Here is a 16,235-nt window from a genome sequence, read left to right on the forward strand (position 1 = left end):
ATGAATTTCAATATTAAAATAGAATAATAAAATTTAATGTTATATAATATGAGATATAGTAAATTCATAATGTATAGCACATTGTGAGATGGAGGAATCAAATGATATTTATTGAAAGTAAGGATAACAATTTATTTAAAGAAACTAGAAAGCTTAAAGAAAGAAAAAATAGAAATAAAGCAGGACGATATATAATTGAAGGATTTAGGCTTGTACAAGAGGCTTTTAAAGCTGGATTGGATATAGAGTATATGATAGTCACATCTGAAGGAAAAGAAAAAATGAATGTGCATTTAAAAGAATACATAGATGATAGTACAAAGATTTATGAAATGAGTAATTCTTTGTTTAATGAACTGGTTTCAACAGAAAAACCTCAAGGAATAGCAGCAGTAGTTTCCATGGATGAGAAGCCTTTAGATATAGATGGAGAATTTTACTTATTGTGTGATAAGGTACAGGACCCAGGAAACCTTGGAACAATAATAAGGACAGCTCATGCAGTAAAAGCTGATGGAGTAATTTTAACAAAGGGGACCGTGGATATTTATAATGAAAAGACGATACGATCGACTATGGGGTCTTTATTTTATGTTCCAGTACATTATGATGATGATAATATGAGTCTTGTGAAATTGTTAAAAGATAAAAATTTTAAAATAGTTGTTACATCTCTTGACACAGACAAGGATTTTTTTCAGGAAGATTTAAGAGGTAAAGTTCTTTTGACTGTTGGAAATGAGGGAAATGGAGTAAGTGATGAAGTATATAAACTGTCAGATACAAAGGTTAAGATACCAATGCCAGGAAATGCAGAATCGTTAAATGTTGCAATTGCTACATCTGTAATTATGTATGAAAAAATGAGACAGGATATGTATAAATAAATATGATATATAATTAATCTTAAAAAAATCTGATTCATAAATGAAAATTTTTGAATCAGATTTTTTTAAGATCTAATTTTTGATGAAATATAATTGAAAAATAAATTTCTGAATTCAGCTGAGTATTTTCTTGTTATTTTTATATTTTCATTGTTAGACATTATTACATAATTGTTTTCAAGTTGTTTTATTTTATCTAGATTTATAATAAAACTTTTATGACATTGGATTAGATTTTTTAGGTTTTGCAAATTTGCAGAGAGTTTTTGGAGAGTAGATCTTATTTTATATATATCATTATCAGTATGTATATAACAATAATTACCTACAACTTCTATATATATAATGTCAGATATATATATATATTGGTCAATACCATATTCTTTTAGTTCAAGATATCTGCTTGAATCACCATAAAGTTTATAGTATCGTGAAAAACACTTAGATATGCTTTCTAATGATACAGGTTTTATAAGATAGTCTAAAGCTTCAACTTTAAAGGCTTCTAGAGAAAAATCTAAACTTGAAGTTATAAAAATTATACAGCAGTAATCATCTAACTTGCGTATTTTTTCAGCAGTTTCAATTCCGTTCAATTGATTCATATATATATCTAATAAAATTAAATTAAATGTATTTTTTTGAAAGTTGCTTAGAAGTTCTTCGCCAGAATTGAAAGTTTCAATGGTAAATAAACCTGGGGAGGTTTTATAGTATTCATTGATTAAAGTTATTATTTTTTCACGTTCATAATCAGAATCCTCACATACAGCTATTTTCATAATTATTTACTCCTATTTGTATAAAAATATATTAATGTTTAAATTTTAAAATATATATGAAATAATTTCTATAAAAATATTATACTATATAAAATGAATTTTTTTAAATAGATTAAATGTATTTTATCACAAAAATTTGCATGTTATCCCAGTTTGTAGAAAGTATAAAAATTAAATAGTAAAATTAAATAGTAAAATTTTTCGAAAAATGATTTAACTATTTTTTAAGGGAGTGTTTAAATATGAGTAAAAAATTATTATCAATACTTGCAGTGGGAGCTATTTCAATAGGATTATTAGCAGGATGTGGAGGAAGTGATTCAGCAGATAAATCTTCTTCATCACAAAATACAACTGCAACACAAGAAAGCAATAAGTCTGAAGAAAAAACAGAAGCGAAAAAAGATACACAATCAGAAGAAAATCAAGTTATTCAAGTACCTGTAACAATAGTGAATAATACAGACGTTGATTTTTATGAATTATATACAAGTGGAGCAGGAACTGATGACTGGGGAGACGATCTTTTAGGTGGTCAAGTATTATCTCCAAATACTCAGCTTCAAGATATAGCATTTAATATTGATGCTGATAATTTAAAATGGGATTTATTAGCTAAAGATGAAGCAGGAGATGCTTTAGAATTTTATGGACTTGATTTAAGTGAATGTAGTACAGATGGAATTACTATTTCATTAACATATGACAGAGATACTCAAACTGGAACAATTACAGCAGAATAATATTTACAAAAGAATTTACTATTTTTGAGGAAGTGTTAAAAAATGGGCAGAGGGATATTTTCAAAACATGGATCAGATAGCATTTCTGTTCCTGTAACAATAGTAAACAACACAGATATTGACTTTTATGAATTATATGCAACTGGATCAGGTAGTGATGATTGGGGAGAGGATCTTTTAGGTGAAGAAATATTTCCTCCAGATACTCAATTAGAAGATATAGAATTTGAGATTGATGCTGATAATCTTGAGTGGGATTTATTGGCTAAAGATGAAGATGGAGATTCTTTGGAATTTTATGGACTTGATTTGAGTGAATGCAGTACAAATGGCATTACTATTTCATTAACATATGACAGAGATACTGAGACAGGAACAATTACAGCAGAATAACATAAGGTATATATAATTTTTGAATATGTAAATATTTAATAAAGATTGCCGTATAAAGATTAATTTCATAGCACTTAATGTTTTGTAATTAGGTGCTGTGGATATAATCTTTAATACTATGGCAGTCTCTTTTTTGTTTTTAACTAATAGAAAGTTGTATTATTAAAAAATCTGTGAATGATTTTTGAAAGCAACAGAAAGATATAGTTTAAGAAGAAGGTTTTCTATTTTCGTTAATTGTTTTATGTGTGTCAAAATTCGAATTTTTCACAAAGATTGGCTTCTATTTGTTAGATAATAAATAATATCCAATATAAATTTAACTTGAGTACAAATTAAATCTATATAAACTGTTTCTCACTATAAAATTAGCCACAGTATATAAAAAATATTTGCTGTTATTTTCATATGATATAAAAAAACTCTTGACTTTATACTTACTATAAACTTTATACTACCTAAAGTGATATTATTTATATAAGGGAGAGGGGAAAATTATGACAAAAAGATTTTTAGGATATGCAATTCCATCAGCATTAGCTATGTTTGTATCATCATTATATACGATTATTGATGGAATGTTTGTAGGACAGGGAGTTGGAGACATGGCACTTGCAGCAGTCAATATAGTTATGCCTCTTACAATAATGTTTTTTGGAATTGCTACTATGTTTGCTGTTGGAGGAGGAGCACTTGTATCAAAGAATTTTGGAGCAGGAAATGATGAAGAGGGAGTTATGGTATTCAGACAGGTTTTCAAATTTCTTTTAGTTTTAAGTATTGGAATAAGCATTATCTGTTCAGTTTTTTCTAGTCAGATTGTAGTATTACTTGGTGCAACAGAGGTATTAAAACCTTTTGCTTCTGAATATCTTAAATACTATTCTCTTTTTTGTATACCAAATTTAATCGGAATAGCTTTAAATAGTTTTGTGAGAAATGATAACAGACCAAAACTGGCAATGATATCTACAATTGCAGGAGCTATTACTAATATATTTCTTGATTACTTGTTCATATTTCCATTCCAAATGGGAATTAAAGGAGCAGCTATTGCAACAGGACTTGGACAGCTAGTTACAGTATCAATTGTACTGCCTCATTTTATAAAAAAGAAAGGCAGGCTGAGTTTTGGAAATGTAAAACTTAAGAAAAATGTTATAATGGAATTTATAAAGATAGGAATACCATCATTTTTTGCAGAAGCTTCATTTTCAGTCATTATCTTTGTACAAAACTTAGCCCTTGTTAATTTTGCAGGTGAAATAGGATTGTCTGCTTTCAGCATAATAAATTATATAACTACTAATATTTATATGGTGCTTTTAGGAATAACATTTGGTGCGCAGCCTCTTATAAGTTATAATTTTGGAGCAAAGAAATCTAAAAATATGATTCATATATATAAGATTTCAAATATAACCTCTATAATCATAACAGCTGTATTTGTAATCATTTGTTTTGTATTTGGAAGAGAACTTATAGGAATATTTACTTTTGATAATACAGTAGTTGAAATTGCTTATAATGGATTAAACCTTATTAATTTAGGCTTTTTCATTGTAGGATTAAATCTTACTATAACTGTTTATTATCAGGCTGTGGAAGCTCCTAAATATTCCAATATGCTTTGCATGCTTAGATCAGTAGTATTTCTTCCAGGAAGTGTGTTCATACTTGCCAAATTATTTGGAATAAATGGAATATGGCTGAGTCTTCTCATGTCAGAATTTTTATCTTTAACAGTATCAGTAATTGTTGCTAATGTTCCTAAATATACAGAAAAATATATAGCAGCAGTTAATTAAATTAATTGTTTAGGAGAACTTTGTAATATGTCAACATATTTTTCTATTGGAGAAATTTCTAAAATGTTTAATATATCAACTCAGACATTAAGGCTTTATGATAAGCTGGATCTATTAAAACCTGCTTATATAAACAGTGAAAGTGGATATAGATATTATTCTGTAGATCAGTTTATAAAACTTGATTCTATAAAAATGTGTAAAACTATGGGATTATCTTTAGAAGAAATAAAGAAACTAATAAATAGAGATAGTTCAATAGAGTCTATGCTGGATATAATCATAAAACAGAAAGAAGTAATTGGAGAAAAAATAAGAATATTAGAAAATATGAAATTACATCTTAGCAATTTTGAAGGAAGGATTAAAGAATCTGTTAATGCTGGAATTGATAATATTGTACTGGTATATAATAAGGAAAGATATTATATAAAATATGATTATGTTTCAGAAACTCAGGAAGAACTCGAGATGAATCTTAGAAAAGTTATTCTTGATGCAGAGAAAAAATTTGGAGGCATACTTAGCAATGACATTGGATTCAGAATTTCTTATGATGATTTTGTAAAGCACGATAAAGTGGTAGTTAAAGAGCAGTCCATTCATTTATTTAACAATATTGAGTATAAAGATGAAAATATGATGACTATGCCAGAGGGAACATATCTGACTATGTATATTACTAATAATTCATTTGACAATAGAACATATTATAATAAAATGATAAAGTTTGCTAAAGATAATAATATACAGGTTGCAGGTGATTTTATAGAAACAGATATAATTGCAAGGGTAGATAAAGAGGGAATGGGAAATAATCTTTCTAAAATTGAATTAATGTGTGTGAAAGATAAAATAAATTATTAAAATGAATTTCTGAAAGTGTTATTGAGATAGTTTTAATTAAAAATTAATAACTATAAGTAAAGATAAATCATCTCATAAAAGTATACTAATTGTATTTTTGTGGGGTGATTTATTTATGTTATAATCATAAAGAACAAATGAAATATAGCGAGGTGTAGTGATGGCAAAGGTTATTGTTGTTGGTGCAGGTCCTGCTGGAATTATGGCGGCACTAAGCAGTTCAAAAAATAACGAAGTTGTTTTAATAGAGAGAAATAGTCAAATAGGAGCAAAGCTTAAACTTACTGGTGGCGGAAGATGCAATATAACGAATAACAGAGATATTGAAGAATTTTTTGATAAAATTGTTACAAATAATAAATTCTTATATAGTGCTTTATATACATTTTCTAATTATTCTCTTTTAGAATATTTTTCAGAACATGGTTTGGAATATAAGGAAGAGCAGGATCAAAAAATATATACAAAGAGTGATAAAGCTGATGAAGTTATTAAAGTATTAAAAAATGATTTGATTGCTAATAATATAACAATTAAATATAATACAAAGATTGAAGATTTAATAGTAGAAGATGGGGAAATTAAAGGAATCATAACAGAAGATAGACATAAAATATTGGGAGATAAAATTATTATTGCAACTGGAGGAAAGAGTTTTCCAGATACGGGTTCAGATGGATTTATGTATGATGTTTTAAAAAAATATGGTCATACTATAACACCTATATATCCTGCATTAATACCATTAGTTATCAAAGAAGAATTTGTGAAGTCCCTTCAAGGAATATCTATGAAAAATGTGGTTATTTCTGCTAAAGTCAAAAAGAAGAAGATAGAAAAGACAGGAGATATGATATTTACTCATTTTGGAATATCAGGACCAGGAGTACTAAAGATCTCATCGTATATAAATAAAGCACTTGCAGATGGAGAAGTACAGATTATATTGGATTTTGTAAAGGATAAATCAAGGGAACAATTATCACAAATAATAAGAAGTAATCCATCAAAAACTGCACTTAATAATTTAAGAGGGATACTTCCACAGAATTTTTTAAAGGAAATATTTAATTTACTTGGACTTTCTGAAATTAAAGGAAGTGATTTAAAAAAGGAAGATGAAAATAAAATAATTGAATATATAAAAGAAATGAAGCTTACAGCAAGAGAAACACTTACAATTAAGGCAGCTCAAGTTACTTCTGGAGGGATTAGTGTTAAGGAAATAAATGCATCTACAATGGAATCTAAGATTATTAGGAATCTATATTTTGCCGGAGAAGTAATTGATATTGATGCAGAAACAGGAGGATACAATCTTCAAATGGCATTTTCTACTGGATATCTGGCAGGAAGTTCGCTTGATTGATTTTTTAAAATGTGACTTAAATGATATAATTTTAACTTTATAGATGACAAAATGGATTCGAATTTAGGTGAAATACATAAAAGATTGATTCAGGACTTGAAATTTTTATTCATTATTTGTATAATTAGTTGTACTAATTTAATATATAAAAAATTGTGATTGAGAGAGTAACTTTTATGGAGTTTTCAGGGAGAAAAGACCAATGGACTGAAAGTCTTTTTAAATTAAGTAATGGTGAAGTTCACTCAGGAGTTCCAGATGTGAAATAATAGTAGCACCTGGCGGTATGTAAATATCGTTATTTAAATTAAGCTGGACATTAATTGTTGATGTCAATCAGGGTGGTAACGCGGATAATTCGTCCCTTTTTTGGAGGGGCGTTTTTTTTATGTCTAATACATAAAGATAGAGGCATGAATTATTGAAAGGAGAAAGAACATGAAAGAAAAACTTAAAGAATTAAAGGCACTTGCGTTAGAACAGATAAATAATTCTAAAACTAGTGAAAAATTAGAAGAAGTAAGAGTAAAGTTTTTAGGTAAAAAAGGAGAACTTACTACTATATTGAGAGGAATGGGTTCTGTAGCTCCAGAAGAAAGACCTTTAGTAGGTAAATTGGTAAATGAAGCCAAGGCTGCTGTTGAAGAAAAACTTGAAGCTGCAGTAAAAGCTATAAAAGATAAAGAAAAGGCTGAAAAACTTGCAAGTGAAACTATAGATATTTCACTTCCAGGAAAGAAAAAAGTAATAGGAAAGAGACATCCATTGGAATTAACTATCCAAACTATGGAAGATATATTTGTTTCTATGGGATTTACAATTGAAGAAGGTCCAGAAGTTGAATATGATCATTATAACTTTGAAGCATTAAACATTCCCAAAAATCATCCAGCAAGAAGTGAACAGGATACATTATATATAAACGATAATATAGTTCTTAGAACTCAGACTTCACCAGTTCAGGCAAGAGTTATGGAAAATCAGAAACCTCCAATAAAGATGATTTCACCAGGTAAAGTTTATAGAGCAGATTCTGTTGATGCAACACATTCACCAATATTCTATCAAATGGAAGGTCTTGTTATAGATAAAGGAGTTACATTTGCAGATTTAAAAGGAACTCTTGAATTATTTGCGAAGAAAATGTTTGGAGATAAGGTTCAAACTAAATTCAGACCACATCACTTCCCATTTACAGAACCATCAGCTGAAATGGATGCAACTTGTTTTGTATGTGGAGGAAAAGGATGCAGAGTATGTAAAAACAGCGGATGGATTGAAATTTTAGGATGTGGTATGGTTCATCCTCAGGTTTTAAGAAATTGTGGAATAGACCCTGAAGTATACAGCGGATTTGCTTTTGGTTTTGGTGTAGACAGAATGGTTATGCTTAAATACGGTATTGATGATATCAGATTGTTATATGAAAGTGATATGAGATTTTTAGATCAATTCTAGAATGAAAATTTTAATTACAATATAATTTTAAAATCTGAATCTTAAATGAGCAGATTTGACTTGATAAACTTGAAAACTGGATGATTTAATGAGCTTTAAATTAGATTAATTCAGTAAAATGAGGAGGAGAATAAATTATGAAAGTACCATTTAATTGGTTACAGGATTATGTTGAAATAAATGTAAGCCCTAAAGAATTAGGAGATAAATTAACTTTAACTGGATCACAGCTTGAAGAATTAATAATACAAGGTGATACAATAGATAAGGTAGTAACAGGAAAAATTACTCAAATAGTAAAACATCCTGATGCTGAAAAATTAAGCATATGTCAGGTTGATATTGGATCAGAAAGCATACAGATAGTAACAGCAGCTACTAATATGAAGGAACAGGATATTGTTCCAGTGGCACTTCATGGTTCAACATTAGCTGATGGAACAAGAATTAAAAAAGGTAAATTGAGAGGAGAAGTATCAAATGGTATGTTCTGCTCTGAAGAAGAATTAGGAATTGCAGGAGATGAACCTGTTCATGGATTAATGATACTTCCTGCTGATACTCCACTTGGAAAAGATATTAAGGAAGTACTTAAATTAAACAAGGCTATTTTAGATTTTGAAATAACTTCAAATAGACCAGACTGTCTAAGTATTGTTGGTATGGCAAGAGAAACAGCAGCAGCACTTAGAACATCTTATAAGATGCCAAATTTAGAATACAAGGTTACTGGTGCAGGAAATATAAATGATGAATTAAAAGTAGAAGTTAAAGATGAATTATGCCTAAGATATATGGCAAGAAAAATCAAGAATGTAAAAGTTCAGCCATCTCCAGGATGGATGCAGGAAAGACTTCTTGAAGCTGGTGTAAGACCAATAAACAATATTGTTGATATAACAAACTTTGTCATGATTGAATTAGGTCAGCCAATGCATGCATATGATGCAAGAGAAATCTCTACTAATAAAATAGTAGTTGAAAGAGCTAAAGCTGGTGAAAAATTTACTACTTTAGATGAAACTGAAAGAGAATTAGATGATTCTATGATCTGTATTAAGGATAGTGATACAACTATAGGTCTTGCAGGAATTATGGGTGGATTAAATTCAGAGGTTAAAGAAGATACAACTGAAATCATATTTGAATCTGCTAATTTTGATGGAACTAATATAAGAGTAAATTCTAAAAAGCTAAACTTAAGAAGTGAGGCTTCAAGCAGATTTGAAAAAGACATAGATCCAAATTTAGCAGAACTTGCAATAAACAGAGCATGTGCATTAATATGTGAATTAGGTGCTGGTGAAGTTGTAGATGGAACTATTGATATATATAATAAGAAAAAAGAAGCAGGAAAAGTAGTTGTTGATTCAAAATGGATCAATAAATTCCTAGGAACTGATATTTCTAAAGAAGAAATGAAGAGATGTTTAGACAGTGTCGATTTATTTACAGAAATAGATGGAGACAATTTAGTTGTAACAGCTTCAACATTTAGAGTTGATATAGCAATAAGAGAAGATATTGCGGAAGAAGTTGCAAGAATTCATGGATATGATGTTATACCTGCTACAATATTCTCTGTTTCTACTGGAAGAGAACCAAAGTATAGAAAGAGAATTTTAGATGACAAAGTAGTTATGCTTGCTACTGGAAGTGGATTAAATCAGTCAATCAGTTACTCATTTGTGTCTCCAAAGGTATTTGACAAAATTAATCTTCCAGCAGACAGTGAATTAAGGAATGTAGTTAAGATAAAGAATCCATTAGGTGAGGATTATAGTGTTATGAGAACTTCAACATTACCTTCAATGATGGAATGTTTGGCAAGAAACTATTCAAGAAATAATTCTTATGTAAGATTATTTGAAATGGGTAAAATCTATATAAAGAATGAAGATGAAAATAAGATTCCAACTGAAAGAAACATATTAACTATAGGTATGTATGGAGACTGTGACTACTTAGATCTTAAAGGTGCAGTTGAAAATATAGTTGAAGGTCTTGGAATAAAGAGTGCTAAATATGAAAGAGAAAGCGAAAATGTAAGTTATCATCCAGGTAAAACTGCTAAGCTTGTTATAGGTAAAAATGTAGTTGGTACTTTAGGAGAAGTTCACTTAGATGTTACTGAAAATTATGGTATAGATGAATCATGCTATGTTGCTGAAATAAACTTAGATGCATTATATGAAAGTGCAGACCTTGAAAGAAAATATAAGGCATTGCCTAAATTCCCAGCAGTAACAAGAGATATAGCACTACTTGTTGATGATGAAGTATTGGTTCAGGAAATTGAAGATACTATAAAAAAAGCTGGTGGAAATCTAGTTGAAAAAGTTGAATTATTCGATATTTACAAAGGTAAGCAGATTCCAGAAGGTAAGAAGAGCATAGCATATGCAATTGCTTATAGAGATGAAAATAAAACATTAAATGATAAAGAAGTAAACAAGGTACACGATAAGATATTAAGATCTTTAGAATATAAACTTGGAGCTACTTTAAGAGATTAATTTTAATTATAAAAGCCGCTGTTTTGAACATTGTTTGAAACAGCGGCTTTTATAATTCTTTAGAAGTTTATAATTCATAAAGAAGTTTATGTGATTTTTATTTTTTAATAATTATTTTTTCTTTTTTGATTCAGCAATAGCAACTTTATAAAAAACAAAAACAAGACAAGCAAGGCAGATAAGAAATATGCCTTATGATGTTAATAAGTACATAAATTTTTCCTCCATAAAAATTAGCTTATATTAACATAATAACATAATATTTCAAAAAACAAAAAACGATATATTGAATTTTATTAAATATATCGAAGTAAAATGAATGGGTGAGGTTTGGACATAGAATTTGAATTTAAATAACAAAGCGATTATAATATAATTTATAAAAACATAAATTATGAAAGGGATGAAAGCTATGAAGGTTGAATTTTGCCTTTTAGATAGTGGAGATGTTGTATTTACAAAAGATTCAAAGGATTTAAATGATGTCTTGAATGTTATAACTAAGGTTGGGACTGAAATACATCTGTCCTTCAGTGAAGATGATTTCATCCATGGATATGTTCAAAATGTTATGTATGCAGTTGATGCAGAGAATAATAAAGAAAGTTTAAAAGTGTATTTTTCTAATGATTATTCAAAATCAAAGCATCATCCAAGATTGTCACCTGAGCATCTTGAAACCGTAAGAATACAGGATAAAAATTAATAAAGATTAATTACAGCAGGCATGAATTATTTCCTGTCTGTTGTTTTGTTATTAAACATATCTTTTTATTCTAAATTTCAGTTCACAATTTATCTGATAATTTCAATCAGTCATATCTGTAATTCAACTATAAATATTACTTTTCATAGAAAAATAATATTTATTGCAAAATTAAAACTACAGCTAAAATTTATCTAACACATATAAAAATATCAAAGAAATTTTGGAAAAAATTTCATCGTTAATTATCAATTACAATATATATGTATATATTAACTATAATAGGAATAAAAATCAGTATAAGCCAGTAAAATATTGAATTAAGTTAATTTTTAAGGAAAGACTAAGCATATATTCTAAAGGAAAGGATGGCATTATATTGGTTTTAATAATTAAGTACTTAAAAAAATACTCATTAATAATATTAGTGATAATAATATTGCTGGCTATACAGGCATTGAGTGATTTATCACTTCCACAATATACTTCTAATATTGTTGATATAGGAATTCAGCAGAGGGGGATAAAAGAAACTGCACCTGATATTATAAGAAAAAGTGAATTTGATAGACTGGTTCTTTTTATGAATAAAGGTGACAAGGATTATGTAAATTATAATTATGTATTATTGAGTAAAGAAAATCTCCCTCAAAATGAATATGATGTATATGTAGAAAAATATCCTGAATTAGAGAATGTTTCTTTATATAAGAAAACTTCCGATAAGGATTCATCTGAAAGGCTGGATGACATTTTTTCAAAAGCAATTATAGTAGTAGAAAGCTTTGAAAATGATGAAAATATGGCAGCAGCATTTAAGCAAAACATAATAAATTTTATGCCAGAAGGAATGGTTGGAGACAGCAGTGATATATTTCAGCTTATTGCAATGCTTCCAGATGAAAGCCGTTATAATATTGTTGAAAATATTAATGATGAACTCAATAGTATTCCTGAAATGTTTTTGTCTCAAAAAGCGGTTTCCTATGTAAAAAATGAGTATGAGTCAATTGGTATAGATACTGATAAGAAGCAATTGAATTACATATTTAACGTAGGAATAAAAATGATAGGAGTTGCTCTTATTGGTGGAATAGCTATAATACTCGTTTCTTTTTTCGCTTCAAGAGTTGCTGCTGGTCTTGCTAAAACTTTGAGAAAAGAGGTTTTTAGCAAAGTAATAAGTTTTTCAAGCAGAGAATTCGATAAATTTTCAACAGCTTCTTTGATAACAAGAACAACAAATGATATAGTACAGATTCAGACATTTATTGTAATGATGTTAAGAATACTTTTTTTTGCACCTATACTAGGAATAGGAGGAATAATAAAAGTACTGGATACAAATCGTTCAATGACCTGGATAATAGCCGCTGCAGTAGGAGCAATACTTGTTATAATAAGTATCTTATTTGGAATGGTGATTCCTAAATTTAAAAAAATTCAGATTCTGGTGGATAAAGTGAATATGATCACAAGAGAGATACTTACGGGAATTCCTGTAATAAGAGCATTTGTTACAGAAGAATATGAAGAAAAGAGATTTGATGATGCAAATAAAGAACTTACAGGTACAAATCTTTTTGTGAGCAGGATAATGACCTCAATGATGCCTGCAATGATGTTTATAATGAATGCAGTAACAGTATTGATTGTGTGGATAGGTTCAAAACAGATTGATTATGGGAATATGCAAGTGGGCGATCTTATGGCATTTATACAATATACAATGCAGGTAGTAATGTCGTTTTTAATGATTTCCATGGTTTCAATGATTTTTCCAAGAGCTCTTGTTTCAGCAAAACGTATTAAAGAAGTATTAGAGACAAAAGTTTCAATAATTGATCCAATTTCATCACAGAATATAAATGTAAATAGAAGGGGGTATGTTGAATATAAAAATGTATATTTTCAATATCCTGATGGAGAAGAGGTATTAAGTGATATATCATTTACAGCTAAACCAGGAAAAGTGACAGCTATAATAGGAAGTACAGGAAGTGGAAAATCAACTCTTGTAAACCTTCTTCCGAGATTTTTTGATGTAACATCTGGAAAAATACTGGTTGATGGAGTAGATATAAGAAATATGAGCCAGCATGATTTAAGAGAAAAAATAGGATTTGTACCTCAGAAAGGTGTACTGTTTTCAGGAACAATAAAATCCAATATAAAATATGGAAGAAAAAATGCAAAAGACAGTGAAATGAAAAAGGCAGCCAGAATTGCAAATGCAAAAGATTTTATTGAAAATAAAAGTGAGGGATATGATACTCCTATATCTCAGGGAGGAACAAATGTATCGGGAGGCCAGAAGCAGAGACTGTCAATAGCCCGGGCTGTAATAAAGGAACCAGAAATACTTGTTTTTGATGACAGTTTTTCAGCATTAGATTATAAAACTGATGTTGCTGTGAGAAAAGCCTTAAAAGAAGAAACAAAAAATACTACAAAAATAATTGTTGCACAAAGAATAAGCACAATTATGGATGCATACGAGATACTTGTTTTGGATAAGGGACGAATTGTTGGGTGTGGAACCCATAAAGAACTTATGAAAAATTGTGATATATACAGACAGATAGCATTGTCACAGCTTTCAAAGGAGGAACTTGCATATGAGTAAAGAAAATAAAAATATGAGGCCTCCAATGGGAGGGATTGGCATGATGGGTGGAATGAAAGGCGGAAAGGTTAAAGCTAAAAACTTTAAAGGAAGCATGAAAAAGCTTTTCAAATATTTGCTTGTATATAAAATCTCTATAAGCCTTGTAATAATATTTGCAATGGGAAGCACTTTTTTTTCGGTTGTAGGTCCTAAGATTCTGGGAAAGGCCACAACTGAAGTATTTAATGGAATATTAAACAAATTATCAGGCGGTGCTGGTATTGATTTTACAAAGATAAGAGATATTTTGACAGGTCTTATTATAATATATCTTATAAGTATGATATTTTCATTTTTTCAGGGATATATAATGACTAATATTTCTCAAAAGCTTACATATCGTCTTAGAAAGGAAATGATAGAAAAGATAAACAGGATGCCCATGAATTATTTTGATAAGAAAAATCATGGAGAAGTTTTATCTATAGTGACAAATGATATCGATACTTTAAATCAGAGTCTTAATCAAAGTATGACTCAGATTATAACTTCAGTGACAACTGTAGTTGGGATAATATATATGATGTTTACAATAAATATAGTAATGACATTAATGGTAATTCTTATAGTGCCTATATCAATTTTATTCATAAGTTTCATAGCGAAAAAATCGCAAAAATATTTTAAAAAACATCAGGATTATCTTGGTCATGTAAATGGCCAGATAGAAGAAGTTTATGGAGGACATAATATTGTAAAAGCGTTTAATGGAGAAGATGATGCAATAGAAAAATTTAATAATGATAATATAATTTTATATGAAAGTGCATGGAAATCTCAGTTCCTTTCAGGACTTATGCAGCCTTTAATGATGTTTATAAGCAACATAGGCTATGTGTCTGTAGCTATACTTGGGGGATATTTTGCAATAAAGGACAGGATAAGCGTAGGTGATATACAATCTTTCATTCAGTATACACGAAGCTTTACACAGCCTCTATCTCAGATCGCACAGATATCTAATATGCTTCAATCCATAGCTGCTTCATCAGAAAGGATTTTTGAATTTTTGGAAGAAAAAGAAGAAGTACAGTATGTGGCTAATCCAGAAAGTATAGACAATATAAGAGGAAGTGTGGAATTTAAAAATGTTGAGTTTGGGTATTATAAAGATAAGACTATAATACATGATTTCAGTCTTAAGGTATGCCAGGGGAAAAAAGTTGCTATTGTAGGGCCTACAGGAGCAGGTAAGACTACACTTATAAAGCTTCTCATGAGATTTTATGATATAAATAGTGGAGATATATTGGTTGATGGCAAAAGCATATATAATTTCAACAGAAGGGATCTTAGAAAGCTTTTTGGAATGGTTCTTCAAGAAACGTGGCTATTTAATGGAACAATAAAGGAAAATATAAGATATGGAAATCTAAAAGCAGGTGATGAAGAAGTATATAAGGCTGCTGAAAATGCAGAGGCAGATGAATTTATAAATATGTTTAATGAAAGATATGATATGTTATTAGATGAAGAGGCAGCAAATGTGTCTCAGGGACAGAAACAGCTTCTTACAATTGCACGTGCAATATTAAAGAATCCTAAAATATTGATTCTTGATGAAGCAACAAGTTCAGTGGATACGAGGACAGAGTTAAAGATACAAAAAGCTATGGATAATCTTATGAAAGGAAGAACTAGTTTCATAATAGCACACAGACTTTCTACCATAAAAAATGCAGATATAATATTAGTTCTTAAGGATGGAGACATTATAGAACAGGGAAACCATGAACAGCTTATGGCGATGAATGGATTTTACACTAATTTATATAATTCTCAATTTGAAAAAACAGCAAATAACTAAAATGATTTGAAATATAAATTTGTTAAATAAAAAACTATATTTGGATGATATAAAAAATTATTTGAATATAGTTTTTTGTTTATAATCTATTATCAATATATTAAAAAAGTTGGACTATTACTTTCATTCTATGATTTCATGAAATATCAACAACATTGTTACATAAAGCTATATTTAAAGTTGTTGAAAATATAAGAAAAGAAACTATCTGGATGGAATTTATATATACAT

At 29.1% G+C, this 16,235-nt stretch carries 12 protein-coding genes and 1 other annotated feature; of the genes, 11 read left to right on the plus strand and 1 reads right to left on the minus strand.

What is annotated here, in order from left to right; translation table 11 throughout:
- The first annotated feature begins 101 nt into the window (after positions 1-101).
- A complete protein-coding gene (locus tag Q0F58_RS05145; RefSeq protein ID WP_294373279.1) occupies positions 102-887 on the plus strand; it encodes an RNA methyltransferase in 786 nt (261 codons plus the stop codon).
- Positions 888-952: 65 nt separating this feature from the next.
- On the opposite strand, the gene Q0F58_RS05150 is transcribed toward Q0F58_RS05145, so the two are convergent.
- On the minus strand, positions 953-1,669 hold the full coding sequence (locus Q0F58_RS05150) for a LytTR family DNA-binding domain-containing protein (RefSeq protein ID WP_294373280.1): 717 nt from the start codon (positions 1,667-1,669) through the stop codon (positions 953-955).
- A gap of 242 nt (positions 1,670-1,911) precedes the next feature.
- Here Q0F58_RS05150 and Q0F58_RS05155 point away from each other — a divergent pair, with 242 nt between their 5' ends.
- From Q0F58_RS05155 to Q0F58_RS05200, 10 genes are all read left to right on the plus strand, one after another.
- Positions 1,912-2,412 carry a hypothetical protein gene (locus Q0F58_RS05155; protein WP_294373281.1) on the plus strand — a complete coding sequence of 167 codons (501 nt, stop codon included), beginning with the start codon at positions 1,912-1,914 and terminating at the stop codon, positions 2,410-2,412.
- A gap of 42 nt (positions 2,413-2,454) precedes the next feature.
- Positions 2,455-2,805: a hypothetical protein gene (locus Q0F58_RS05160; RefSeq protein ID WP_294373282.1), complete on the plus strand. Its 351-nt coding sequence runs from the start codon at positions 2,455-2,457 to the stop codon at positions 2,803-2,805.
- 497 nt (positions 2,806-3,302) lie between these two features.
- Positions 3,303-4,613, plus strand: a complete 1,311-nt coding sequence (locus tag Q0F58_RS05165) for an MATE family efflux transporter (protein WP_294373284.1) — start codon at positions 3,303-3,305, stop codon at positions 4,611-4,613.
- Positions 4,614-4,640: 27 nt separating this feature from the next.
- Positions 4,641-5,480, plus strand: coding sequence for a helix-turn-helix domain-containing protein (locus tag Q0F58_RS05170; protein ID WP_294373286.1), 840 nt, complete (start codon positions 4,641-4,643; stop codon positions 5,478-5,480).
- A gap of 160 nt (positions 5,481-5,640) precedes the next feature.
- On the plus strand, positions 5,641-6,849 hold the full coding sequence (locus Q0F58_RS05175; protein WP_294373288.1) for an NAD(P)/FAD-dependent oxidoreductase: 1,209 nt from the start codon (positions 5,641-5,643) through the stop codon (positions 6,847-6,849).
- 146 nt (positions 6,850-6,995) lie between these two features.
- Positions 6,996-7,218 (plus strand) — a binding site (T-box leader).
- A gap of 69 nt (positions 7,219-7,287) precedes the next feature.
- Positions 7,288-8,307 (plus strand): phenylalanine--tRNA ligase subunit alpha, encoded by a 1,020-nt coding sequence (gene pheS, locus Q0F58_RS05180; RefSeq protein WP_294373289.1) that lies wholly within the window; start codon positions 7,288-7,290, stop codon positions 8,305-8,307.
- Positions 8,308-8,444: 137 nt separating this feature from the next.
- On the plus strand, positions 8,445-10,823 hold the full coding sequence (gene pheT / locus Q0F58_RS05185) for a phenylalanine--tRNA ligase subunit beta (protein ID WP_294373290.1): 2,379 nt from the start codon (positions 8,445-8,447) through the stop codon (positions 10,821-10,823).
- Between the two features lie 412 nt (positions 10,824-11,235).
- Positions 11,236-11,529, plus strand: a complete 294-nt coding sequence (locus Q0F58_RS05190) for a hypothetical protein (protein ID WP_294373292.1) — start codon at positions 11,236-11,238, stop codon at positions 11,527-11,529.
- A gap of 379 nt (positions 11,530-11,908) precedes the next feature.
- Positions 11,909-14,155 carry an ABC transporter ATP-binding protein gene (locus Q0F58_RS05195; RefSeq protein WP_294373294.1) on the plus strand — a complete coding sequence of 749 codons (2,247 nt, stop codon included), beginning with the start codon at positions 11,909-11,911 and terminating at the stop codon, positions 14,153-14,155.
- Complete coding sequence (locus Q0F58_RS05200) at positions 14,148-16,004, plus strand: ABC transporter ATP-binding protein (RefSeq protein ID WP_294373296.1); 1,857 nt, start codon at positions 14,148-14,150, stop codon at positions 16,002-16,004. Before Q0F58_RS05195 ends, Q0F58_RS05200 begins: the two co-directional genes overlap by 8 nt.
- Positions 16,005-16,235: the final 231 nt, after the last annotated feature.

The sequence above is a fragment of the uncultured Clostridium sp. genome (assembly GCF_934754915.1).
Classification (GTDB): domain Bacteria; phylum Bacillota; class Clostridia; order Clostridiales; family Clostridiaceae; genus Clostridium.

Coding starts and splice junctions, on each gene's coding strand:
- Q0F58_RS05145 (WP_294373279.1), top strand. CDS start 102: ATGATATTTATTGAAAGTAAGGATAACAATTTATTTAAAGAAACTAGA.
- Q0F58_RS05150 (WP_294373280.1), bottom strand. CDS start 1,669: ATGAAAATAGCTGTATGTGAGGATTCTGATTATGAACGTGAAAAAATA.
- Q0F58_RS05155 (WP_294373281.1), top strand. CDS start 1,912: ATGAGTAAAAAATTATTATCAATACTTGCAGTGGGAGCTATTTCAATA.
- Q0F58_RS05160 (WP_294373282.1), top strand. CDS start 2,455: ATGGGCAGAGGGATATTTTCAAAACATGGATCAGATAGCATTTCTGTT.
- Q0F58_RS05165 (WP_294373284.1), top strand. CDS start 3,303: ATGACAAAAAGATTTTTAGGATATGCAATTCCATCAGCATTAGCTATG.
- Q0F58_RS05170 (WP_294373286.1), top strand. CDS start 4,641: ATGTCAACATATTTTTCTATTGGAGAAATTTCTAAAATGTTTAATATA.
- Q0F58_RS05175 (WP_294373288.1), top strand. CDS start 5,641: ATGGCAAAGGTTATTGTTGTTGGTGCAGGTCCTGCTGGAATTATGGCG.
- pheS (WP_294373289.1), top strand. CDS start 7,288: ATGAAAGAAAAACTTAAAGAATTAAAGGCACTTGCGTTAGAACAGATA.
- pheT (WP_294373290.1), top strand. CDS start 8,445: ATGAAAGTACCATTTAATTGGTTACAGGATTATGTTGAAATAAATGTA.
- Q0F58_RS05190 (WP_294373292.1), top strand. CDS start 11,236: ATGAAGGTTGAATTTTGCCTTTTAGATAGTGGAGATGTTGTATTTACA.
- Q0F58_RS05200 (WP_294373296.1), top strand. CDS start 14,148: ATGAGTAAAGAAAATAAAAATATGAGGCCTCCAATGGGAGGGATTGGC.